The organism is Pseudomonas idahonensis (genome assembly GCF_037903935.1).
GTDB lineage: Bacteria > Pseudomonadota > Gammaproteobacteria > Pseudomonadales > Pseudomonadaceae > Aquipseudomonas > Aquipseudomonas danubii.
The window spans coordinates 1,928,923-1,951,773 of the sequence record NZ_CP149586.1 but is presented as its reverse complement, the minus strand read 5'-3'; the positions used below and the strand labels follow the sequence as shown (position 1 = coordinate 1,951,773).

The following is a 22,851-nucleotide window of genomic DNA, read 5'->3' as shown; positions in this document are numbered from 1 at the left end:
AAAAATGCCCCGTATCGATGGATACGAGGCATTTTCCTTGGCGCTCATGGATCGCTTGTGGCGATCCAGAGCCATCAGCGGCAGATCAAGCCAGGGCTTGGGCCGGCTTGCCCAGAATACGGTCGAAAACCACCGCAACCGCCAGGACGATCACCGAAGGCACCAGCCAGGCCAGGCCTTGCTCGCTCAACGGCAAGTGGGCCAGCTGGCTAGGCAAACCATCGGCCAGGCCGGCCCCCTTGAGCGCATCGATCAGACCGAACACGAAAGACACCAGCATCACCGGGCCAACGATACGCCGCTGGTCCTGCCAGAAGTCCTTGCAGAAGCTCAGGGCCACCAGGGCAATGCACGGTGGATAGATGGCAGTCAGTACCGGGATCGAGAAGGCGATCAGCTTGGTCAGGCCAAGGTTGGACACCAACAGCGAGAAGACCGCGAGGATCACCACCAGAGTCTTATAGGACAACGGTGTTACGCGGCTGAAATACTCGGCGCAGGCACAGGTCAGGCCCACGGCGGTCACCAGGCAAGCCAGGGAGATCAGTACCGCGAGGAAGCCGCTGCCCAGGGAGCCAAAGGTGTGTTGGACATAGGCATGCAGCACCGCCGCGCCATTGGTGGCCCCGGCGGCCACTTCATGGCTGCCCGAACCGAGACGGAACAGACTGACATAGACCAGCGCCAGACCAACCCCGGCGATCAGGCCGGCGATCACCGCGTAACGGGTGATCAGTTGAGGCGACTCGACTCCTCGCGAGCGAATGGCGTTGACGATAACGATACCGAACACCAGAGCGCCCAAGGTATCCATGGTCAGGTAACCATTGATGAAACCTTGAGAAAACGGCGCTGCCACATATTCGGGCGTGGCCTCGCCAACAGTACCCGCTGGCAGCGCGACCGCTGCAATACCCAGAACCGCCAGCGCGATGATCTTCAACGGCGCCAGGAAACGGCCAACGGTATCCAACAAGCGGCCCGGATACAGGGAGATGAAGAACACCAGCAGGAAGTAGGCCGAGCTGTAGAGGAACAGCGCCAGCGGGCTCTCGCCCGTCAGTGGCGCCAGGCCCACTTCAAAGGACACAGTAGCCGTCCGCGGCGTGGCGAACAGCGGGCCAACCGCCAGGTAGCAGACCGCCGCCAACAGACCGCCAGCGACTTTACCGATGGGGCTGCTCAGGGCATCCATGGCGCCACCGACCTTGGCCAGGGCAACCACGGTGATCACTGGCAGGCCGACCGCCGTGATCAGAAAACCCAACGCCGCCATCCAGACATGGGGTCCGGACTGCAAACCGACGATAGGAGGGAAGATGATGTTGCCAGCCCCGACGAACAGGGCAAAAGTCATGAAGCCGAGTGCCAGAATGTCCTGGCCTTTCAACACTTTCATTAAGGAAATACCACACTACTGAATCGGAATTTAGAGAGGGATTTCCCTTATGGGTGAGGGAAATGCTGTCAATCCGTATAAGACTGACCCGTTTAGCGCGCAGTTACCTTGTGGGCAGCAGACGCAAAAAGAGGCGGCTAGCCTACCGAATCTGCAAGACGAACGCACCGGCGCAATGAGAATTTTCTGATATGCGACATTGGGATGTCGCATTTTCGAAATTATATTTCCATCGGGCTTAATCCTATCCCCGCACACCAGCCAGCATGCTGGGAGCCGAACCGTATAGAAGCCGAATTAGGTAAGCGCGGCTTGTATAGGAGCTGGCTTGCCAGCGAAGCCCTCCCCCAGGGCAGCAACTGAACTGAAGGCCTCTACGCCGGCAAGTCGGCTGCTGGGGCAGAAAGCACAAAGGCCACCCGAAGGTGGCCTTTGTGGTTGAAGCGTCAGTTAAGCGCGAGGCTTACTTGACAGCCCAACCGGTCAGCTCGGCCAGGGCCTTGCCGATGTCTGCCAGCGAACGCACGGTTTTCACGCCTGCGTCTTGCAGCGCAGCGAATTTCTCGTCTGCAGTGCCTTTGCCGCCAGAGATGATTGCGCCAGCATGGCCCATGCGCTTGCCCGGAGGAGCAGTCACACCAGCGATGTAGGAAACAACCGGCTTGGTCACGTGAGCCTTGATGTAGGCAGCCGCCTCTTCTTCAGCCGAACCGCCGATCTCGCCGATCATCACGATCGCTTCGGTCTTCGGGTCTTCCTGGAACAGCTTCAGGATGTCGATGAAGTTGGAGCCTGGGATCGGGTCACCACCGATGCCGACGCAGGTGGACTGACCGAAACCGGCGTCAGTGGTCTGCTTAACGGCTTCGTAAGTCAGGGTGCCGGAACGGGAAACGATACCGACCTTGCCTGGCAAGTGAATGTGACCTGGCATGATGCCGATCTTGCATTCGCCTGGAGTGATCACGCCTGGGCAGTTAGGGCCGATCAGGGTAACACCCAGCTCGTCGCACTTAACTTTAGCGTCCAGCATGTCCAGGGTAGGGATGCCTTCGGTGATGCAGACGATCAGCTTGATGCCGCCGAACGCTGCTTCCAGGATCGAGTCCTTGCAGAAAGGAGCTGGAACGTAGATCACGCTGGCGGTGGCGCCAGTGGCAGCTACAGCGTCTTTCACGGTGTTGAACACTGGCAGACCCAGGTGCTCGGTACCGCCTTTGCCTGGAGTTACGCCACCCACCATCTGGGTGCCGTATTCGATGGCTTGCTGGGTGTGGAAACTACCTTGCGAACCGGTAATACCCTGGCAGATAACTTTGGTGTCTTTATTGATCAGGACGCTCATTATTTGCCCTCCGCAGCTTTGACAACTTGTTGAGCAGCGTCGGTCAGGCTGGTAGCAGCGATGATGTTCAAGCCGCTTTCTGCCAGTACTTTAGCGCCCAGTTCAGCGTTGTTGCCTTCAAGGCGAACAACAACCGGGATTTTCACGCCGACTTCTTTCACAGCGCCGATGATGCCTTCGGCAATCATGTCGCAGCGAACGATGCCGCCAAAGATGTTGACCAGTACTGCAGCGACGTTGGTGTCGGACAGGATGATCTTGAAAGCTTCGGTCACGCGCTCTTTGGTAGCACCACCGCCCACGTCGAGGAAGTTGGCTGGCTTACCGCCGTGCAGGTTGACGATGTCCATGGTACCCATGGCCAGGCCGGCACCGTTGACCATGCAGCCAATGTTGCCTTCCAGGGCTACGTAGTTCAGTTCGAACTTGGCAGCGTGCGCTTCGCGCGGATCGTCCTGCGACGGATCGTGGAAGGTCTTCAGCTTAGGCTGACGGTACATGGCGTTGGCGTCGATGTTGATCTTGGCGTCCAGGCAGTGCAGATCGCCGTCAGCCTTGATCACCAGCGGGTTCACTTCCAGCAGGGCCAGATCGTGATCCTGGAACAGTTTGGCCAGACCCACGAAGATCTTGGCGAACTGGGCAACTTGCTTGCCTTCCAGACCCAGCTGGAAAGCCAGCTCGCGACCCTGGAATGGCTGAGCGCCAACCAGTGGGTCGATAGTGGCTTTCAGAATTTTTTCTGGAGTGTCGTGAGCGATTTTCTCGATGTCCACGCCACCTTCGGTGGAAGCCATGAACACGATGCGACGGCTCGAACGGTCAACGACAGCGCCCAGGTACAGCTCTTTAGCGATATCAGTGCACGATTCAACCAGGATCTTGGTGACAGGCTGGCCATTGGCGTCAGTCTGATAGGTCACCAGACGCTTGCCCAACCACTGCTGAGCGAATGCCTTAGCGTCTTCTTTGCTGCGAACCAGCTTAACGCCGCCCGCTTTACCGCGACCACCGGCGTGAACCTGGGCTTTGACAACCCACTCGGAGCCGCCGATTTTGTCGCAAGCTTCTGCTGCTTCTTCCGGGGTGTCTACCGCGTAGCCTTTGGATACTGGCAGGCCGTATTCAGCGAACAGCTGCTTACCCTGATACTCGTGAAGATTCATGCTTTTTACCGTCTTCGTTAGGTACTGCGCATTCGGCGCTGCGCTCAAGATTGAGTGCCGCACCACCTGTGACCGCTACTCTCAAACCAGCGCCACACCTGAACCCGGAGCCTGGGCCCCGATCCAGTGTGTGGCGCTACCTCAAGAGGTCGAGTCCAGCGGATATTCCGCGGTGAGTCTTGCGCACAAGGCTCACGACGGGCCAACCGCCGTGGTTTCTTATTATTGCTTAGCGTTTCTTGCGGTTGGCAATGTGGATGGCAGTGCCATTCACAGCCAGAGCTGCTTCGTGCAGGGCTTCGGACAGGGTCGGATGAGAGAAAACCATCATGCCCAGGTCTTCGGCGCTGGTGCCGAATTCCATGCCGATTGCACCTTGCTGAACCAGTTCCGCAGCGCTTGGGCCAATCACGTGGACGCCCAATACGCGGTCAGTCTTGGCATCGGCGATGACTTTGACGAAACCACCGGTGTCGTTGGCTGCCATGGCACGGCCGCTGGCGGCAAACGGAAAGGTGCCGACGTTAACTTCAACGCCTTCAGCTTTCAAGGCCTGCTCGGTTTTACCGACCCATGCAATTTCCGGGTGAGTATAGATAACCGAAGGGATCAGGTCATAGTTCATCTGGGCCTTGTGGCCCTTGATGCGCTCGGCAACCATGATGCCCTCTTCCGAGGCCTTGTGAGCCAGCATCATGCCGCGCACCACGTCACCAATGGCGTAGACGCCCGGTACGGTAGTAGCGCAGTGATCGTCAACGTGCACGAAACCGCGCTCGTCGAGGGTCACGCCGCAGTCGGCAGCCAGCAGATCGGTGGTCACCGGACGGCGACCAACGGCGACAATCAGCTTGTCGAAAGTGATGGTCTGTTCGCCGTTGGCGTCGGTGTAGGTCACCACGACTTCTTCGCCGTTGACCTTGGAGCCGGTCACGCGAGCGCCCAGCTTGATGTCCAGACCCTGCTTGGTCAGGGTTTTCAGCGCTTCCTTGGAAACAGCGGTGTCAGCTGCCATCAGGAAGGTGTCCAGGGCTTCCAGGACAGTCACTTGCGCGCCCAGACGCGACCAGACCGAGCCCAGTTCCAGACCAATAACGCCAGCGCCGATCACGCCCAGACGTTTTGGTACGGCCTGGAATTCCAGCGCGCCGGTGGAGTCGACGATGACATTCTGATCGACCGGGGCCGGTGGAATGTCGATTGGACGCGAACCTGGAGCCAGGATCACGTTTTCAGCTTCGATGACTTCAACCGAACCGTCCGGCTTGGTGACTTCGACTTTCTTGCCTGCCAGCAGTTTGCCGTGGCCTTGGATCGAGGTTACGCCGTTGGCTTTGAACAGGGTGGCAACACCGCTGGTCAGGCCTTTGACGATGTTGGCCTTGCGACCGACCATGGCCGGTACGTCCATGGTCACGCCAGCGTGGCTGATACCGTGGATGGCGAAACCGTCCTGAGCCTCATGGAATTTCCAGGAGCTGTCCAGCAGCGCCTTGGAAGGAATGCAACCGACGTTCAGGCAAGTACCACCGAGGGCCAGCTTGCCCTCTTTGTCGGTGTACTTCTCGATGCAAGCGGTGGTGAAACCGAGTTGTGCGGCCTTGATTGCGGCGACATAACCGCCTGGGCCCGCGCCAATCACTACCACGTCGAATTTCTGAGTCATAAAAAGGTTCCTTTTAACGGCAAGCTAGAAGCCGCAAGCCGCAAGCTTGAAGCCCCTCGCCTTAAGGGCTCGGAACTTGTCGCTTGCAGCTTGCAACTGCTTTTTAGATGTCCAGGAGCAGACGCGCCGGGTCTTCCAGCAGGTTCTTGATGGTCACCAGGAACGTCACAGCTTCTTTACCGTCGATCAGACGGTGATCGTAGGACAGCGCCAGGTACATCATCGGACGGATTACTACCTGACCGTTGATCGCCATAGGACGTTGCAGGATGTTGTGCATGCCCAGGATAGCGGCTTGCGGTGGGTTGACGATCGGGGTCGACATCATCGAGCCGAAAGTACCACCGTTGGTGATGGTGAAAGTACCACCGGTCATCTCTTCCATCGACAGCTTGCCGTCGCGGGCCTTCTTGCCGAAGGTGGCGATGCCGCCTTCGATTTCGGCCAGGCTCATCAGCTCGGCGTTACGCAGGACCGGAACCACCAGGCCACGGTCGCTGGACACCGCAACACCGATGTCGGCGTAGCCGTGGTAGACGATGTCGGAACCGTCGATCGAAGCGTTGACTGCCGGGAAGCGCTTCAGCGCTTCGGTGGCGGCCTTGACGAAGAACGACATGAAGCCCAGGCGCACGCCGTTGTGGGACTTCTCGAACAGGTCCTTGTACTTCGAACGCAGAGCCATGACTTCGGTCATGTCGACTTCGTTGAAGGTGGTCAGCATGGCCATGTTCGACTGTGCTTCAACCAGACGCTCGGCAACCTTGGCCCGCAGGCGGGTCATAGGTACGCGCTTCTCGACGCGATCGCCGGCAGCGAAGACTGGAGCAGCAGCGGCTGGAGCCGGAGCCTTGGCAGGCGCGGCAGCCGGAGCGGCTTTCTTGGCGGCAACAGCAGCCACCACGTCTTCCTTGGTCACACGACCGCCTTTGCCGGTACCGGCAACGGAGGCGATGTTGATGCCGTTCTCTTCAGCCAGCTTGCGCGCGGCAGGAGCGGCGATTGGATCGTCTTCGCCGTCAGCGGCAGCAGGGGCAGCAGCGGCCGGAGCAGCGGCGGCAGCAGGAGCAGCGGCAGCAGCTGCGCCTTCAACGATGGAGCCCAGAACTTCGTCGGACAGAACGGTGTCGCCTTCGTTCTTGACGATAGCGCCCAGCACGCCATCAGCGGTGGCCAGCACTTCCAGCACAACCTTGTCGGTCTCGATGTCGACGATCAGCTCGTCGCGCTTGACGGCTTCGCCCGGTTGCTTGTGCCAGGTGGCAACGGTGCCATCGGCAACCGATTCCGGGAAAGTGGGGGCTTTGATCTCGATAGCCATTATCAGTGGTTCCTTAAATTCGGTTTCAGGTGCGCGAAGGCGTTAAACAGTGAAGGCATCTTGCAGCAGTTTTTCCTGCTGCTCGGCGTGCATCGACGCGTAGCCACAAGCTGGCGCAGCAGAGGCGTCACGGCCCGCGTACTCGAGTACGAGCGACTTGTCGTGATTGCCTACGATGCGACGCATGTGGTGCTGGCTGCAGTACCAGGCGCCCTGGTTCATCGGCTCTTCCTGACACCAAACCACATGCTTGAGGTTGGTGTACGGAGCCAGGACTTCGTTCAGATCGTCCTCAGGGAACGGGTACAGCTGCTCAATACGCACGACGGCGATGTCTTCACGACCTTCGGCACGGCGTTTTTCCAACAGGTCGTAGTAGACCTTGCCGCTACACAGAATCAGGCGCTCGACCTTTTTCGGGTCCAGTACGTCGATTTCCGGAATCACGGTCTGGAACGAACCTTCGGCCAGATCTTCCAGAGTCGAGATGGCCAGCTTGTGGCGCAGCAGCGACTTCGGAGTCAGAACCACCAGTGGTTTGCGCAGAGGACGGATCACCTGACGGCGCAGCAAGTGGTAGATCTGTGCCGGAGTGGTCGGCATGCACACCTGAATGTTGTGCTCGGCACACAGTTGCAGGTAACGCTCCAGACGCGCCGAGGAGTGCTCAGGGCCCTGACCTTCGTAACCGTGAGGCAGCAGCATGGTCAGACCGCAGAGACGGCCCCACTTGTGCTCGCCGCTGGTGATGAACTGGTCGATCACCACTTGTGCACCGTTGGCGAAGTCGCCGAACTGGGCTTCCCAGATCACCAGCGCGTTTGGCGTGGTGGTCGAGTAGCCGTATTCGAATGCCAGTACCGCCTCTTCCGACAGGAAGGAGTCGTACAGGTCAAAGCGCGGCTGACGTTCGAACAGATGCTTGAGCGGCACATAAGTGCTGGCATCTTTCTGGTTGTGCAGAACGGCGTGGCGGTGCGAGAAGGTGCCGCGGCCGATGTCCTGGCCGGTCATGCGGATCGGGTGACCTTCGAACGCCAGGGTCGCGTACGCCATGGTTTCAGCGTAACCCCAGTTGATCGGCAGGCCGCCGGCTTGCATCTTCTGACGGTCTTCGTAGATCTTCGCAACCTGACGCTGAACCACGAAGCCTTCCGGCAGCTCCAGCAACTTGGCGGACAGTTCCTGCAGGGTCTTGAGATCGAAGGTGGTGTCGTGACGTGCGGTCCAGGTGTGGCCCAGGTATGGACGCCAATCCACGAACAACTCTTTGTTCGGTTCCTTGACCAGGCTCTTCACTACGTGCAGACCGTTGTCCAGCGCATTGCGGTACTCATCGACTTTCGCCTGAACACGCTCTGCGTCGAGCACACCGCTCTGGATCAGGCGATCGGCATACAGCTCACGGGTGGTGCGCTGTTTGGTGATCTGCTGATACATCAGTGGCTGGGTGCCGCTTGGCTCGTCGGCCTCGTTGTGGCCGCGACGACGGTAGCAGACCAGGTCGATCACCACGTCGCGCTTGTACTGCATGCGGTAGTCGATGGCCATCTGGGTCACGAACAACACGGCTTCCGGATCATCACCATTCACATGGAGGATCGGCGCCTGGATCATCTTCGCAACGTCAGTAGCGTACTCGGTGGAGCGCGAGTCCAGCGGGTTGCTGATGGTGAAACCTACCTGGTTGTTGATCACGATGTGCACAGTGCCGCCGGTACGGAAACCGCGGGTCTGGGACATCTGGAAGGTTTCCATCACCACGCCCTGACCGGCAAACGCCGCGTCACCGTGGATCGAGATCGGCAGAACCTTGTCGCCGGTCTGGTCGTTGCGACGATCCTGACGGGCGCGCACCGAACCCTCGACCACTGGAGAAACGATTTCCAGGTGGGACGGGTTGAACGCCATGGCCAGGTGAACTTCGCCGCCGGCGGTCATCACGTTGGACGAGAAGCCCTGGTGATACTTAACGTCACCGGAGCCCAGCTCGACCTTCTTCTTGCCTTCGAACTCGTCGAACAGCTCGCGCGGGTTCTTGCCGAAGGTGTTGACCAGGACGTTGAGACGGCCACGGTGAGCCATGCCGATCACGACTTCCTTGGTGCCGTAGGAACCGGAACGCTGGATCAGCTCGTCGAGCATTGGAATCAGGCTTTCACCACCTTCCAGACCGAAACGCTTGGTGCCCGGGTATTTGGTACCCAGGTATTTTTCCAGGCCTTCGCCGGCGGTGACGCGCTCGAGCAAGTGGCTCTTGATGTCGGCGGAATAGGTCGGACGGCCGCGTACGCTTTCCAGACGCTGCTGGAACCACTGACGCTGTTCAGAATCGGTGATGTGCGTGAATTCAGCGCCGATGGTGCGGCAATATGTCTGCTGCAACGCTTCGTGAATTTCGCGTAGGCTCGCTTCCTCTTTGCCGATGAACAGGTCGCCGGCACGGAAGGTCGTATCAAGATCGGCATTGGTCAAGCCGTAATGATTGATCGACAGGTCTGCAGGTGCAGGACGCTGCCACAGCCCCAGCGGGTCCAGCTGGGCTGCCTGGTGGCCACGCATCCGATAGGCCTGGATCAATCGCAGCACTTCAACTTGCTTCTTCTCGTGCTCACTGCTCACGCTGCCGGCGGATACCGGTTGGGCGCGGCGCTGGTTCTTTGCCAGCAAGACGAAATGATCGCGGATTGTCGAGTGCGAAACATCGATGGCAGTGCTGCCGTCGGTAGGCAACTTCTGAAAGTAAGTGCGCCACTCTTCTGGCACAGCGTTAGGGTCGTGCAGGTAGAGCTCGTAGAGCTCTTCCACATAGGCAGCGTTACTACCGGATAGGTAGGCGCTGTTCCACATGCGCTGCATCACGCTTTCTTGCATGCTTGGTCACCCTCGGTTAGGGGAACACCACCGGCGAAGACACCGAGCAAGCTTGCAGAAGTCCGAATGCAGCGACCAAAACAAGCCACTTAGGATCACGCTGATAGTCCGGGTACCAGCCCGGATGCCCCTGCTTGTCTCATTTCTTCAAAAATAAAAGCAGCCACTTTGTGAGCTGCTGCTCAGGTTAGAGCCATGACGCGGGTTGAAGCCCGCGCCTTGGCTTTTACGGGTACAGCGGTCCTACGGGTACAACAGCTGAATCACACGCCACTCTGCAGCAACATGTTACGAATGTGACCGATGGCCTTAGTCGGGTTCAGGCCCTTCGGACAAACGTTGACGCAGTTCATGATCCCCCGGCAGCGGAATACGCTGAACGGGTCATCAAGAGAAGCCAGACGCTCGGAAGTCTTGGTGTCACGGCTGTCTGCCAGGAAGCGATAGGCTTGCAGCAGAGCAGCCGGGCCCAGGAACTTGTCCGGGTTCCACCAGAAGGACGGGCAGGAGGTCGAGCAGCAAGCGCACAGGATACACTCGTACAGACCGTCGAGCTTTTCGCGCTCTTCCGGGGACTGCAGACGCTCGATGGCCGGAGCCGGCGTGTCGTTCTGCAGGAATGGCTTCACCTTCTCGTATTGCTTGTAGAAGATGCTCATATCGACGACCAGGTCACGGATAACCGGCAGACCTGGCAGCGGACGAACAACCAGCTTGTTCTTCTTGACCACGGCGGACAGCGGCGTGATGCACGCCAGGCCATTCTTGCCGTTGATGTTCATGCCATCGGAACCGCAAACGCCTTCACGGCAGGAACGACGATAGGAGAACCCCTCGTCCTGCTCTTTGATCAGCGCCAGCACGTCCAGCACCATCAAGTCCTTGCCACCGGTGTCGACCTGGAAAACCTGGGTTTTCGGAGCCGAGTCGGTGTCAGGGTTGTAACGATAAACTTCAACTTGCAACATATCGATCACCCTTTAGTAAGTCCGGACTTTTGGTTCAAAAGTCGGAACAGTCTTCGGCGAGAAGTTGACCGCACGCTTGGCAACGCGCTTCTCACCCGGGAAGTACAGGGTGTGGCACAGCCAGTTTTCGTCGTCACGGTCTTCGAAGTCTTCACGGGCGTGAGCGCCGCGGGACTCTTTACGCACTTCGGCAGCGATGGCAGTGGCTTCAGCCACTTCCAGCAGGTTCTGCAGCTCAAGTGCTTCGATACGCGCAGTGTTGAAAGCTTGAGACTTGTCGTTGATCTTGACGTTGGCGATACGCTCGCGCAGCTCAGCCAGCTGAGCAATACCCTTCTGCATGTACTCGCCGGTACGGAATACACCGAAGTAGTTCTGCATGCAGTTCTGCAGCTCGCGGCGCAGGGTTGCAACGTCTTCACCGGTGGTGCGCTCGTTGAGCTTGGCCAGGCGGTTCAGGGCAACGTCAACGTCGGTGTCGCTGGCATCGCGGTATTCGATACCGTCGGTCAGCGCTTTTTCCAGGTGCAGGCCAGCTGCACGACCGAACACCACCAGGTCCAGCAGCGAGTTGCCGCCCAGACGGTTGGCGCCGTGTACCGATACGCAAGCCACTTCACCCACTGCGAACAGACCAGGGATGATGGTGTCTTCGCCAGCAGCGTTCTGAGTGATCGCCTGACCATGAATGTTGGTGGCAACGCCGCCCATCATGTAGTGGCAGGTTGGAACGACCGGAACCGGAGCAACCACCGGGTCAACGTGGGCAAAGGTCTTGGACAGCTCGCAGATGCCAGGCAGGCGGCTGTGCAGTACTTCTTCGCCCAGGTGATCAAGCTTGAGCATCACGTGGTCGCCATTCGGGCCACAGCCGTTGCCGGCGATGATTTCCTTGACCATGGAGCGCGCAACAACGTCGCGACCTGCCAGGTCCTTGGCGTTCGGAGCATAACGCTCCATGAAACGCTCGCCATGCTTGTTGATCAGGTAACCGCCCTCACCGCGGCAGCCTTCAGTCACCAGTACACCAGCGCCGGCGATACCGGTCGGGTGGAACTGCCACATTTCGATGTCTTGCACCGGAACGCCGGCACGCAGCGCCATGCCTACACCGTCACCGGTGTTGATCAGGGCGTTGGTGGTGGAAGCATAGATACGACCTGCACCGCCGGTAGCCAGAACGGTGGCCTTGGAGCGGATGTAGGTAGTTTCGCCGGTTTCGATGCAGATCGCGATCACGCCGACAAAAGCGCCGTCCTGGTTCTTCACCAGATCGACCGCGTACCACTCGTTGAGGAAGGTGGTACCGGCTTTCAGGTTGCCCTGATAAAGGGTGTGCAGCAGTGCGTGACCGGTACGGTCGGACGCCGCGCAGGTACGAGCAGCCTGGCCGCCCTTGCCGTAGTCCTTGGACTGACCACCGAAAGGACGCTGATAGATGCGACCGGTTTCGGTACGGGAGAACGGCAGACCCATGTGGTCCAGTTCGAAGACCGCAGCCGGGCCTTCCTGACACATGTATTCGATAGCGTCCTGGTCACCGATGTAGTCGGAACCCTTGACGGTATCGTACATGTGCCAGCGCCAGTCATCGTTCGGGTCCGCCGAGGCGATCGCGCAAGTGATGCCGCCTTGGGCAGACACAGTGTGCGAACGGGTCGGGAACACCTTGGTGATCACGGCAGTCTTGTGGCCGCCCTGGGCCAGCTGCAGTGCGGCACGCATGCCGGCGCCGCCGCCGCCAATGATGATGGCGTCGAAAGAAATGGTTGGAATGTTAGCCATGAATCAGATACCCCAGAGAATCTGCACACCCCAGACGAAGTAAGCGAACATCGCAACGCCGCATACTGCCTGGAAAAGGAAACGCACTGCTGTCGCCGACTTGCCCAGCGCCATCGGCGTCAGGTAGTCAGTCGAGATGGTCCACATGCCGACCCAGGCGTGAGCGCCCAGGGCCACCATGGCCAGCAGACTGAAGATACGCATCCAGTTGTTTGCGAACAGGCCATGCCACTGGGTGTAGTCAATGCCCGGATTCGCTACGAGGTATCCGATCAGGAAAATGAAATAAGCCGCGAGAACGACCGCAGACACACGCTGTGCCATCCAGTCATAAAGGCCCGAACGCGACAGGTTCGTAACGCTGGTTACCATATCCAAACTCCCGCCAGAACGATTACCACCACGGATACGGCGATAACGATTTTCGAGCCCAGCTTGCCGCCTTCCAGCGTCTCACCGATGCCCATGTCCATAATCAGATGGCGTACACCGGCCACCAAGTGATACAGCAAGGCGGACAGGAGGCCCCACGCAACGAATTTGGCCAGCGGACTGGTCAAGCACGCCTTCACCTCGGCATAGCCTTCCTCGGAGCCCAGGGATTTGCTCAATGCATAAAGCATGATGCCGATGCCCAGGAAGAGGATGATGCCGGAAACACGGTGAAGAAACGACGTAACGCCGGTGATGGGGAGTTTGATGGTCCTTAGGTCTAGGTTTACAGGTCGTTGGCTATTCACGGCTTTTTTCACACTGAAGAGCCCCTAACAATCAGGGCAAAGTTGTTGGGGAGTGCACTGGTCAGGTAACCACTACCCAGGGAGTGCGACCCCCAATAAAGCGGGCCCAGAAGCCTACGGAGGTCGGTGGCCGAGTATAGACAGTTAGGCTACTAATGACAACGCAAACACCTTCCCCTAATAGCTGATTGCGTTAGCCTTATAAAAGGCGTAAATGGCGCTGAATTTCGCTAAAAAATCCCTCCCAAAGCCTTCTGGGACAAGACTTTAGGCAAATTGACATTCAGATTTATCTCACTATAGTGGTGCGGGCCCTGCGTGGGGGGTCTGTCTGATGATTTCAAGCATAAATAGGAGGCCACATGGCTGACAAAAAAGCGCAGTTGATCATCGAGGGCGCAGCCCCCGTCGAGCTGCCCATTTTAACCGGCACCGTTGGTCCCGATGTAATTGATGTTCGGGGCCTGACGGCCACGGGCCGCTTCACTTTTGACCCGGGTTTCATGTCGACCGCCTCCTGCGAGTCGAAAATCACCTATATCGACGGCGACAACGGCATTCTGCTACACCGCGGCTACCCGATCGAACAGCTGGCTGAAAAGTCGGACTACCTGGAAACCTGCTACCTGCTGCTCAACGGTGAATTGCCTACCGCCGAACAGAAGGCCCAGTTCGTCAGCACCGTGAAAAACCACACCATGGTTCACGAGCAGCTGAAGAGCTTCTTCAACGGTTTCCGCCGCGACGCCCACCCAATGGCGGTAATGTGCGGCGTAGTGGGTGCACTCTCGGCGTTCTACCACGACTCCCTGGACATCAATAACCCGCAGCACCGCGAAATTTCCGCCGTGCGCCTGGTCGCCAAGATGCCGACCCTGGCAGCGATGGTTTACAAGTACTCCATGGGCCAGCCGATGATGTATCCGCGCAACGACCTGTCGTACGCGGAAAACTTCCTGCACATGATGTTCAACACCCCGTGCGAGATCAAACCGATCAGCCCGGTGCTGGCCAAGGCGATGGACCGGATCTTCATCCTCCACGCCGACCACGAACAGAACGCCTCGACTTCCACCGTACGCCTTGCCGGTTCCTCGGGCGCCAACCCGTTCGCCTGTATCGCCGCCGGTATCGCCGCGCTCTGGGGCCCTGCCCACGGCGGCGCCAACGAAGCCGTACTGACCATGCTCGACGAAATTGGCGATGTCTCGAACATCGACAAGTTCATCGCCAAGGCCAAGGACAAGAACGATCCGTTCAAACTCATGGGCTTCGGTCACCGCGTGTATAAGAACCGCGACCCGCGCGCCACCGTAATGAAGCAGACCTGCGACGAAGTCCTGAAAGAACTGGGCATCAACAACGATCCTCAGCTCGAACTGGCCATGCGCCTGGAAGAGATCGCCCTGACCGATCCGTACTTCATCGAACGCTCCCTGTACCCGAACGTCGACTTCTACTCGGGGATCATCCTCAAGGCGATCGGCATTCCGACCAGCATGTTCACCGTGATCTTCGCCCTGGCGCGGACCGTCGGCTGGATCTCCCACTGGAAAGAAATGCTCTCCAGCCCTTACAAGATCGGCCGTCCTCGTCAGCTGTACACCGGCTACGAATCGCGCGACATCACCAAGCTGGAAGACCGCAAATAAGACCTGCCTTGCGCACACGTCTTAGCTGCACCGGATACGGCCTCTAACAGAGGTCGTATTTGTTTCTGCCCCCCCCTCCCCTCACCTACCCCCTGCCGGAACCGACTTGCCGGCGAAGAACCCCGCAGCCCTGCCTCCCCCTCGAATAAGCCTTCGCTGGCACGCCAGCTCCTTGCATCTCGACTATCGCTGCGCCCGCAGTCGAGGGTATCTGAACAGAGCGAGCAGACAAAAAAATGCCCCGATCTTTCGATCGAGGCATTTTGCTATTACACAGCTTCTATATAGAAGCCGATACACAGGCCGAGCTTAGTGCGACACCGCGCCACTGGCGCCCAGGCCGGTCTGCGAACGCACGAACTGCGGGAAGAACAAAGCCCGCTCATTGGCCGCCGAAGCCGACTTGTCAGTGATGGAGAAGAACCAGATACCGACAAAGGCAATGATCATCGAGAACAGCGCCGGGTACTCGTACGGGAAGATTGCCTTCTCGTGGTGCAGGATCTGCACCCAGATGGTCGGACCGAGAACCATCAATGCCACCGCACTGACCAGGCCCAACCAGCCGCCAATCATGGCGCCACGCGTGGTGAGCTTCTTCCAGTACATGGAAAGCAGCAGCACCGGGAAGTTGCAACTGGCAGCGATGGAGAACGCCAGGCCCACCATGAACGCAATGTTCTGACTCTCGAAGAGAATACCCAGGCCGATGGCCAGCACGCCCAAGGCCACGGTAGTGATCTTGGAAACGCGAATCTCATCCTTCTCGTTGGCCTTGCCCTTCTTGACCACACTGGCATACAGGTCATGGGACACCGCCGAAGCACCTGCCAGGGTCAGGCCCGCTACTACCGCCAGAATGGTGGCGAAAGCCACCGCCGAGATGAAGCCGAGGAACACGCTGCCGCCCACCGCATTGGCCAGGTGCACTGCCGCCATGTTGTTGCCACCCAGCAAGGCGCCTGCGGCATCCTTGAAGGCCGGATTGGTGCTCACCAGCAGGATCGCGCCAAAACCGATGATGAAGGTCAGGATGTAGAAGTAACCGATGAAGCCAGTGGCGTAGAGCACGCTCTTACGGGCTTCCTTGGCATCGCTCACGGTGAAGAAGCGCATCAGGATATGCGGCAGGCCGGCAGTACCGAACATCAGCGCAAGCCCCAGGGAGAATGCCGAGATCGGGTCCTTCACCAGACCGCCAGGGCTCATGATCGCCTCACCTTTGGGGTGAACCTTGATCGCCTCGGAGAACAGGGTGTTGAAATCGAAGTTGACGTGCTTCATCACCATCAGCGCCATGAAGGACGCACCGGACAGCAGCAGCACTGCCTTGATGATCTGTACCCAAGTGGTGGCCAGCATGCCGCCGAACAGCACATACAGGCACATCAGGATCCCCACCAGGATCACCGCCACATGGTAGTCGAGGCCGAACAGCAGCTGGATCAGCTTGCCGGCACCCACCATCTGCGCGATCAGGTAGAACGCCACCACCACCAGCGAACCACAGGCCGACAGAGTGCGGATCTGAGTCTGCCCGAGGCGATAGGACGCCACGTCGGCAAAGGTGTACTTGCCCAGGTTGCGCAGGCGCTCGGCGATCAGGAACAGAATGATCGGCCAGCCCACCAGGAAGCCGATGGAGTAGATCAGGCCGTCATAGCCGGAAGTGAACACCAGCGCGGAAATCCCCAGGAAGGACGCCGCCGACATGTAGTCACCGGCAATCGCCAGGCCGTTCTGGAAGCCGGTGATCTTGCCACCCGCGGCGTAATAGTCGGCAGCCGACTTGTTACGCTTGGAAGCCCAGTAAGTGATGCACAGGGTGGCCCCGACGAAGACCACGAACATCACGATCGCCGAGACGTTGAGGGGTTGCTTGTGGACTTCGCCAGTCAAAGCGTCTGCGGCCCACAGGGCAGGAGCGAAAGCGGCAAGACCGAGTGCTGCGAATAGACGTCGGATCATTGCTGAGCCTCCTTCAGGATCGCATTGTTCAGGTCATCGAACTCGCCGTTGGCGCGTCGCACATAGATACCGGTCAGGATGAAGGCCGAGACAATCAAGCCGACACCAATGGGAATGCCCCAGGTGATGGATGAAGTTGGACTGAGTTTGGCGCCCAGGATCTGCGGACCGTAAGCGATCAACAGAATGAAGCCCGAGTAAAGCCCAAGCATGATCGCCGAGAGAATCCAGGCGAACCGCTCTCGCTTACTGACCAGCTCCTTGAAACGCGGGCTGTTTTGAATCGAGAGGTAAATGCTGTCGTTCATTGTTTTTATCCTCGCAGCACAGATTTTAGGTAGAACCTAATCCACTCTATGCGGCTGTGAGGCAGGTTCCAGACGACCTTAGTATTAGAACGACATTAGCCACCTCGCCAACTTCCCCCCCCAAAAAAACACAAGGCCGGCCGCTGATATCAGCGGCCGGCCTCACAACCCTCGTTCTAGACGCCTGACGGCTATTTAGCAGTCCACTCGGCAACCCGCTCCGGGTGCTTGCTCACCCAGTCCTTGGCTGCCACATCCGGTTTTGCGCCATCTTGAATGGCCAGCATGACCTCGCCGATTTCATCCTTCGACGCCCACTGGAACTTCTTCAGGAACGCTGCCACCTCTGGCGCCTTCTTCTCCAGGCCCTTGCTGCCGATGCTGTTGACGGTTTCAGCGGCGCCATACACCCCTTTCGGATCTTCGAGGAAGCGCAGTTTCCACTTGGCGAACATCCAGTGCGGTACCCAGCCGGTCACGGCGATGGATTCCTGCTTATCCTCGGCCCGGGTCAGTTCGGCGATCATCGCCGCACCGGAACTGGCCTGCAGCTTGTAGTCCAGGCCGTAGTCCTTGATCGCCTGGTCGGTCTTGAGCATCACCCCTGAACCGGCGTCGATGCCGACAATCTTGTTCTTGAAGCTGGTATCGGTCTTGAGGTCCTCAATGGTCTTGGCCTTGACGTACTCCGGCACGATCAGACCGATCTTGGCGTCCTTGAAGTTGGGACCGTAGTCGACAACCTTGTCCTTGTTCTTGGTCCAGTATTCGCCGTGAGTCACCGGCAACCAGGCCGAGAGCATGGCGTCGAGCTTGCCGGTGGCTACGCCCTGCCACATGATCCCGGTCGCCACCGCTTGCAGTTTGACGTCGTAACCGAGCTTCTGCTTGATCACCTCCGCCGCCACATAGGTAGTCGCCACGCTGTCGGACCAGCCGTCGACGTAGCCGATGCTCAGGGTTTTGCTGTCGGCACTGGCCAGAGTGGAGCTGATGGCAAGTACCAGTGCGGCACCTGCGCCTAAGAGTCGTCGCATCTTCATCGTTACTTCCCCGAAAAGTGCAGTGCCAGGCGGCTGCCGGGCACGTCAACGTATGGTTATGGTGCTCAGCGCCCCCATCACGCCTCACCGCGAACGCGTTCGATCATCAGCGGAGTACTGATGCTTCGATCATCAACCCGCCACCGCCCGCGACCTGCTCTGCCTGCGACCTCAAGGCAACCAGCAACGACATCAGATAGCCAGTAACCAGGTGCTGCGACCTCCTCGGCTCAGGGCCCGCCCAAACTTTGCATGTCAAAATCATGCAGGCCACCAAGCTGTGGACAAATGCGGGTAAGATGCCCCGCTTTGTTCCACTACGGCCTGACCATGCCCGCCACAGCCCGCTTCCCCACCCTCGCTTATCTGTTTGCCTGCCTGCTCGGCCTGCTGGCCCTTGGTAGTTACTGGTACGGCCTTGGCCGGCCGGTGTCGCTGCCGGACGTCGCCAGCGCCAGCCACAAACTGCAATGCGCCTCCTATACGCCGTTCGACAAGGACCAATCGCCCTTCGACCAGCCGTTCAAACTGCGCCCCGAACGCATGGACGCCGACCTGGCATTGCTGGCCACCCGCTTCGAATGCATCCGCACCTATTCCATGACCGGCCTCGAAGCCCTGCCCGAGCTGGCGCGCAAGCACGGCCTGAAGCTGATGATCGGCGCGTGGGTCAATAGCAACCCAGTAGACACCGAGAAAGAAGTCGACCTGCTGATCGCCTCGGCCAATGCCAACCCGGATGTCGTCAGCGCGGTGATCGTCGGCAACGAGGCGCTGCTGCGCAAGGAAGTCACCGGCCCGCAACTGGCGCGCCTGATCCTCAAGGTCAAGGCCGGGGTCAAGCAGCCGGTCACCTATGCCGATGTCTGGGAATTCTGGCTCAAGCACCCGGAGATCGCGCCAGCGGTGGACTTCCTCACCATTCACCTGCTGCCGTACTGGGAAGACGACCCCTCGAACATCGACGCGGCCCTGAACCACGTGGCCGAGGTACGCCAGGTATTCGGCAACCGCTTTGCCCCCAAGGACGTGATGATCGGTGAAACCGGCTGGCCCAGCGAAGGCCGTCAGCGAGAAACGGCGCTGCCGAGCCGAGTCAACGAGGCCAAGTTCATTCGTGGCTTCGTTGCCATGGCGGAACACAACGGCTGGCACTACAACCTGATCGAAGCCTTCGACCAGCCCTGGAAACGCGCCAGCGAAGGCGCAGTCGGCGGTTACTGGGGGCTGTTCGATGCCGATCGCCAGGACAAGGGCATCCTCGCAGGCCCGGTGTCCAACCTGCCTTACTGGCCACAATGGCTGGGGGCGGGCGCAGTGATATTCCTCGGCACCCTGATCCTGGGTGGCCGGGTTCGCGGTCGACGCGCTGCGCTGCTCTTGCCGCTGCTGGGCGCGCTGGCGGCGTGCACCATCGGCACCTGGGGCGAACTGGCGCGGGTCACCAGCCGCTTCACTGGCGAATGGTGCTGGGCCGGACTGCTACTGGGCCTGAACCTGCTGATTCTGGCCCATGCCGCCCTGGCCTTGAGCCCTCGCGAAGGCTGGCGTCTGCGGGCCTTCAATGCCCTGGAAAAGCGTGCAGGCTGGTTGCTGGCAACGGCAGGATTCGCCGCCGCGGTGATGATGCTGGAGCTGGTGTTCGACCCGCGCTACCGCAGCTTCCCGAGCGCGGCCCTGCTGCTGCCGGCGCTGGTCTACCTGTGCCGCCCGGTGCGCGTGCCACGCCGCGAAATCGCCTTGCTGACCTTTATCCTGGGTGCCGGCATCGCTCCGCAGCTGTATCAGGAAGGCCTGGCCAACCAGCAGGCCTGGGGCTGGGCCCTGGTCAGCCTGCTGATGGTGGCCGCGCTGTGGCGCAGCCTGCGGGCCCGCATCGCCTGAAAACAGCCCTAGCCGCAGGTTTCGCCTGCGGCTAGGGCTTGGCGGCGCGCACCAGGCGCAAGGCCGCAATCACCACCGCAAACACCGCCAGCGTGGTGTTGTACAACGCCAGGGCCGGAATGCCCGCCAGCAAGGCCAGCACCGCCAGCCACCAGCCGGCACGACCCGGCACGACAAACCCCAGCAGCGCTGCGCCCAAGGCACTCCAGCCCAGCACCTTGAAGTGGATCATCCAGCCCAGGCTGGAACGTAGCGAACACTCCCAGCGACCGGCCTCATCAACACAGACGCCCACCCACCGAGCATCCTCCATAAAGCCATAGCGCAGGCCATAACTGGCGGCCAGCCACAGCGGCAGGACAACGAGCAGCACAATCACGGGAAGGCGGCGGGACATGAAACACTCCGAACAATCAAAACGGCGCCCAGCATAATCGCCCACGGACGCTTGGCAAGCACGACGCACAGATAACTGTTCAGCAAATAGCGGCAAAGTGTATCGTCCGGCTACTATCACCCCCCAGCAGGCCTGTGGCCGGGGTTATTTGTGCCCACCCATGGCACTTCGGCAGCAGCGCGGTGGTCATAGCCTGCGAACCTCATTCGGTACCTTCCTTCTAGGGATACAGTCATGCTTCGTTCCTTGCGCCTCGCTGCCCTGTTCGGCGGCCTTATCCTGAGTGCGTCCGCACTGGCGGTGGATGTCGACCCGGCCAGCTATGGCTACCCGTTGACCAACCCCTTTGAAGCCACCATCGCCACCACCCCCCCGGAGCTGCGCCCGGAACTGCCCGCCAACGATGACATCCGTCAGTCCGACTACAGCCTGAACCTGCGGCCGGAGCGCGAGTTCATCCTCCCGGACAATTTCTGGGCGGTGAAGAAGCTCACCTACCGCATCGCCACCCAGGACCACGCCGCGCCACTGATCTTCCTGATCGCCGGCACCGGCGCGCGCTACGACAGCAGCCTCAACGAGTACCTGAAGAAGCTCTACTACAAGGCCGGCTACCATGTGGTGCAACTATCCTCGCCCACCAGCTTCGACTTCATCACTGCCGCCTCGCGCTTCGCCACCCCCGGGGTGAGCCAGGAAGACGCCGAAGACATGTACCGGGTCATGCAGGCCGTACGGGCCCAGCACCCCAAGCTGCCGATCACCGAGTTCTACCTCACCGGCTACAGCCTCGGCGCCCTGGACGCGGCGTTCATCAGCAAACTGGATGAGACCCGACGCAGCTTCAACTTCAAGAAAGTGCTGCTGCTCAACCCGCCGGTCAACCTCTACACCTCGATCACCAACCTCGACAAACTGGTACAGACCGAGGTCAAGGGCATCAACAACAGCACCACTTTCTATGAACTGGTGCTGGGCAAGCTGACCCGCTACTTCCAGCAGAAGGGCTACATCGACCTCAACGACGCCCTGCTCTACGACTTCCAGCAGTCCAAGCAACACCTGACCAACGAACAGATGGCCATGCTGATCGGTACCTCCTTCCGCTTCTCGGCAGCGGACATCGCCTTCACCTCGGACCTGATCAACCGCCGCGGCCTGATCACCCCGCCCAAGTACCCGATCCGCGAAGGCACCAGCCTTACCCCGTTTCTCAAGCGTGCCCTGCAGTGCGACTTCGACTGTTACCTGACCGAACAGGTGATCCCGATGTGGCGCGCCCGCACCGACGGCGGCAGCCTGCTGCAACTGATCGACCAGGTAAGCCTCTACGCCCTGCAGGACTACCTCAAGGCCAGCCCGAAGATTGCCGTGATGCACAACGCCGATGACGTGATCCTCGGCCCCGGCGACCTGGGTTTCCTGCGCAAAACCTTTGGCGACCGCCTGACCGTCTACCCCCATGGCGGGCATTGCGGCAACCTCAACTACCGCGTCAACAGCGACGCCATGCTGGAGTTCTTCCGTGGCTAAACATCTCCTGCTTATCGCTGCGTTGCTCTGCGCAGGCTATGCCCAAGCCGACAACAGCAAGGCCCACGCCCCCACGGTTCAGGACCCCGACGGCTTCACCGAGCCGTTGAAGAAACTCAAGTTCAACCCGGGGCTGGACCAGCGCGAGTTCGAGCGTTCGACCCTCAATGCACTGAATATCTATGACCCGCTGGAGTCGTGGAACCGCCGGGTCTACCACTTCAACTACCGCTTCGATCAGTGGGTGTTCCTGCCGGTGGTGGACGGTTATCGCTATGTGACCCCGAGCTTCCTGCGCAGCGGGGTCAGCAACTTCTTCAATAACCTCGGCGACGTCCCGAACCTGATGAACAGTCTTTTGCAGTTCAAGGGCCATCGGTCGATGGAAACCACGGCGCGCCTGCTGCTCAATACCACCATCGGCGTTGCCGGCCTGTGGGACCCGGCCACCAAGATGGGCCTGCAACGCCATAGCGAAGACTTCGGCCAGACCCTCGGATTCTATGGCGTGCCCGGCGGCGCCTATCTGGTGCTGCCGATCCTCGGCCCGTCGAACCTGAGGGATACAGCCGGGCTGGCGGTGGACTACACCGCCGAATCGGCGATCAACTTCCTCAACGTCTCGGAAGTCAGCAGCAATCACCCCGAGATCTGGGCGCTGCGTGGTGTCGACAAGCGCTACCAGACCAGCTTTCGCTATGGCCAGCTGAACTCGCCGTTTGAATACGAGAAGGTGCGCTACGTGTACACCGAATCGCGCAAACTGCAGATCGCCGAGTAACCCGCTGTACCGGTTGCCGAC

General features: G+C 59.7%; 18 protein-coding genes. 4 read left to right on the top strand and 14 right to left on the bottom strand.

Annotated elements, in window-relative coordinates; all coding sequences use genetic code 11:
* Positions 1–85 precede the first annotated feature (85 nt).
* From brnQ to sdhC, 10 genes are all read right to left on the bottom strand, one after another.
* Positions 86–1,399 carry a branched-chain amino acid transport system II carrier protein gene (gene brnQ / locus WIN67_RS08860; RefSeq protein WP_102878889.1) on the bottom strand — a complete coding sequence of 438 codons (1,314 nt, stop codon included), beginning with the start codon at positions 1,397–1,399 and terminating at the stop codon, positions 86–88.
* Positions 1,400–1,862: 463 nt separating this feature from the next.
* Positions 1,863–2,744 carry a succinate--CoA ligase subunit alpha gene (gene sucD / locus WIN67_RS08855; RefSeq protein WP_068587916.1) on the bottom strand — a complete coding sequence of 294 codons (882 nt, stop codon included), beginning with the start codon at positions 2,742–2,744 and terminating at the stop codon, positions 1,863–1,865.
* Positions 2,744–3,910 carry an ADP-forming succinate--CoA ligase subunit beta gene (gene sucC, locus WIN67_RS08850; RefSeq protein ID WP_009047768.1) on the bottom strand — a complete coding sequence of 389 codons (1,167 nt, stop codon included), beginning with the start codon at positions 3,908–3,910 and terminating at the stop codon, positions 2,744–2,746. Before sucC ends, sucD begins: the two co-directional genes overlap by 1 nt.
* A gap of 229 nt (positions 3,911–4,139) precedes the next feature.
* Positions 4,140–5,576, bottom strand: coding sequence for a dihydrolipoyl dehydrogenase (gene lpdA / locus WIN67_RS08845; RefSeq protein ID WP_102878888.1), 1,437 nt, complete (start codon positions 5,574–5,576; stop codon positions 4,140–4,142).
* A gap of 103 nt (positions 5,577–5,679) precedes the next feature.
* Positions 5,680–6,897: a 2-oxoglutarate dehydrogenase complex dihydrolipoyllysine-residue succinyltransferase gene (gene odhB / locus WIN67_RS08840; protein WP_253084453.1), complete on the bottom strand. Its 1,218-nt coding sequence runs from the start codon at positions 6,895–6,897 to the stop codon at positions 5,680–5,682.
* Positions 6,898–6,939: 42 nt separating this feature from the next.
* On the bottom strand, positions 6,940–9,771 hold the full coding sequence (locus tag WIN67_RS08835; protein ID WP_339070990.1) for a 2-oxoglutarate dehydrogenase E1 component: 2,832 nt from the start codon (positions 9,769–9,771) through the stop codon (positions 6,940–6,942).
* A gap of 263 nt (positions 9,772–10,034) precedes the next feature.
* On the bottom strand, positions 10,035–10,739 hold the full coding sequence (locus tag WIN67_RS08830; protein WP_011060051.1) for a succinate dehydrogenase iron-sulfur subunit: 705 nt from the start codon (positions 10,737–10,739) through the stop codon (positions 10,035–10,037).
* A gap of 12 nt (positions 10,740–10,751) precedes the next feature.
* Complete coding sequence (sdhA, locus tag WIN67_RS08825; protein WP_102878886.1) at positions 10,752–12,524, bottom strand: succinate dehydrogenase flavoprotein subunit; 1,773 nt, start codon at positions 12,522–12,524, stop codon at positions 10,752–10,754.
* Between the two features lie 3 nt (positions 12,525–12,527).
* Positions 12,528–12,896, bottom strand: a complete 369-nt coding sequence (gene sdhD, locus WIN67_RS08820; RefSeq protein WP_011060049.1) for a succinate dehydrogenase, hydrophobic membrane anchor protein — start codon at positions 12,894–12,896, stop codon at positions 12,528–12,530.
* The gene (gene sdhC, locus WIN67_RS08815; protein WP_015634665.1) at positions 12,890–13,276 is read right to left on the bottom strand and encodes a succinate dehydrogenase, cytochrome b556 subunit; all 387 of its coding nucleotides are present in this window, start codon (positions 13,274–13,276) and stop codon (positions 12,890–12,892) included. The genes sdhD and sdhC overlap by 7 nt, the downstream gene beginning before the upstream one ends.
* 350 nt (positions 13,277–13,626) lie before the next feature.
* Here sdhC and gltA point away from each other — a divergent pair, with 350 nt between their 5' ends.
* On the top strand, positions 13,627–14,916 hold the full coding sequence (gene gltA / locus WIN67_RS08810; protein WP_011060047.1) for a citrate synthase: 1,290 nt from the start codon (positions 13,627–13,629) through the stop codon (positions 14,914–14,916).
* Between the two features lie 309 nt (positions 14,917–15,225).
* On the opposite strand, the gene WIN67_RS08805 is transcribed toward gltA, so the two are convergent.
* From WIN67_RS08805 to WIN67_RS08795, 3 genes are all read right to left on the bottom strand, one after another.
* Positions 15,226–16,884, bottom strand: a complete 1,659-nt coding sequence (locus WIN67_RS08805) for a cation acetate symporter (RefSeq protein WP_102878885.1) — start codon at positions 16,882–16,884, stop codon at positions 15,226–15,228.
* Positions 16,881–17,192 (bottom strand): DUF485 domain-containing protein, encoded by a 312-nt coding sequence (locus WIN67_RS08800; RefSeq protein ID WP_102863973.1) that lies wholly within the window; start codon positions 17,190–17,192, stop codon positions 16,881–16,883. The genes WIN67_RS08805 and WIN67_RS08800 overlap by 4 nt, the downstream gene beginning before the upstream one ends.
* Before the next feature lie 191 nt (positions 17,193–17,383).
* Positions 17,384–18,235 carry a glycine betaine ABC transporter substrate-binding protein gene (locus WIN67_RS08795; protein ID WP_102863974.1) on the bottom strand — a complete coding sequence of 284 codons (852 nt, stop codon included), beginning with the start codon at positions 18,233–18,235 and terminating at the stop codon, positions 17,384–17,386.
* Between the two features lie 330 nt (positions 18,236–18,565).
* Between WIN67_RS08795 and WIN67_RS08790 the strand changes: the two genes are divergently transcribed.
* Positions 18,566–20,119, top strand: coding sequence for a beta (1-6) glucans synthase (locus WIN67_RS08790; protein WP_339070984.1), 1,554 nt, complete (start codon positions 18,566–18,568; stop codon positions 20,117–20,119).
* 31 nt (positions 20,120–20,150) lie between these two features.
* On the opposite strand, the gene WIN67_RS08785 is transcribed toward WIN67_RS08790, so the two are convergent.
* Positions 20,151–20,516, bottom strand: coding sequence for a hypothetical protein (locus tag WIN67_RS08785; protein WP_102863975.1), 366 nt, complete (start codon positions 20,514–20,516; stop codon positions 20,151–20,153).
* Between the two features lie 234 nt (positions 20,517–20,750).
* Between WIN67_RS08785 and WIN67_RS08780 the strand changes: the two genes are divergently transcribed.
* Positions 20,751–22,049 (top strand): serine/threonine protein kinase, encoded by a 1,299-nt coding sequence (locus WIN67_RS08780; protein ID WP_102863976.1) that lies wholly within the window; start codon positions 20,751–20,753, stop codon positions 22,047–22,049.
* Positions 22,042–22,830, top strand: coding sequence for an MlaA family lipoprotein (locus WIN67_RS08775; protein WP_102878883.1), 789 nt, complete (start codon positions 22,042–22,044; stop codon positions 22,828–22,830). The genes WIN67_RS08780 and WIN67_RS08775 overlap by 8 nt, the downstream gene beginning before the upstream one ends.
* Positions 22,831–22,851 lie beyond the last annotated feature (21 nt).

Excerpts from the sequence above, each read along its gene's own strand:
- WIN67_RS08830 (WP_011060051.1), bottom strand. The coding sequence starts at position 10,739 with ATGTTGCAAGTTGAAGTTTATCGTTACAACCCTGACACCGACTCGGCT.
- WIN67_RS08785 (WP_102863975.1), bottom strand. The coding sequence starts at position 20,516 with ATGTCCCGCCGCCTTCCCGTGATTGTGCTGCTCGTTGTCCTGCCGCTG.
- sucC (WP_009047768.1), bottom strand. The coding sequence starts at position 3,910 with ATGAATCTTCACGAGTATCAGGGTAAGCAGCTGTTCGCTGAATACGGC.
- WIN67_RS08805 (WP_102878885.1), bottom strand. The coding sequence starts at position 16,884 with ATGATCCGACGTCTATTCGCAGCACTCGGTCTTGCCGCTTTCGCTCCT.
- sucD (WP_068587916.1), bottom strand. The coding sequence starts at position 2,744 with ATGAGCGTCCTGATCAATAAAGACACCAAAGTTATCTGCCAGGGTATT.
- gltA (WP_011060047.1), top strand. The coding sequence starts at position 13,627 with ATGGCTGACAAAAAAGCGCAGTTGATCATCGAGGGCGCAGCCCCCGTC.
- odhB (WP_253084453.1), bottom strand. The coding sequence starts at position 6,897 with ATGGCTATCGAGATCAAAGCCCCCACTTTCCCGGAATCGGTTGCCGAT.
- WIN67_RS08835 (WP_339070990.1), bottom strand. The coding sequence starts at position 9,771 with ATGCAAGAAAGCGTGATGCAGCGCATGTGGAACAGCGCCTACCTATCC.
- lpdA (WP_102878888.1), bottom strand. The coding sequence starts at position 5,576 with ATGACTCAGAAATTCGACGTGGTAGTGATTGGCGCGGGCCCAGGCGGT.
- WIN67_RS08800 (WP_102863973.1), bottom strand. The coding sequence starts at position 17,192 with ATGAACGACAGCATTTACCTCTCGATTCAAAACAGCCCGCGTTTCAAG.
- sdhA (WP_102878886.1), bottom strand. The coding sequence starts at position 12,524 with ATGGCTAACATTCCAACCATTTCTTTCGACGCCATCATCATTGGCGGC.
- WIN67_RS08795 (WP_102863974.1), bottom strand. The coding sequence starts at position 18,235 with ATGAAGATGCGACGACTCTTAGGCGCAGGTGCCGCACTGGTACTTGCC.
- sdhD (WP_011060049.1), bottom strand. The coding sequence starts at position 12,896 with ATGGTAACCAGCGTTACGAACCTGTCGCGTTCGGGCCTTTATGACTGG.
- brnQ (WP_102878889.1), bottom strand. The coding sequence starts at position 1,399 with ATGAAAGTGTTGAAAGGCCAGGACATTCTGGCACTCGGCTTCATGACT.
- WIN67_RS08790 (WP_339070984.1), top strand. The coding sequence starts at position 18,566 with ATGCCCGCCACAGCCCGCTTCCCCACCCTCGCTTATCTGTTTGCCTGC.
- WIN67_RS08780 (WP_102863976.1), top strand. The coding sequence starts at position 20,751 with ATGCTTCGTTCCTTGCGCCTCGCTGCCCTGTTCGGCGGCCTTATCCTG.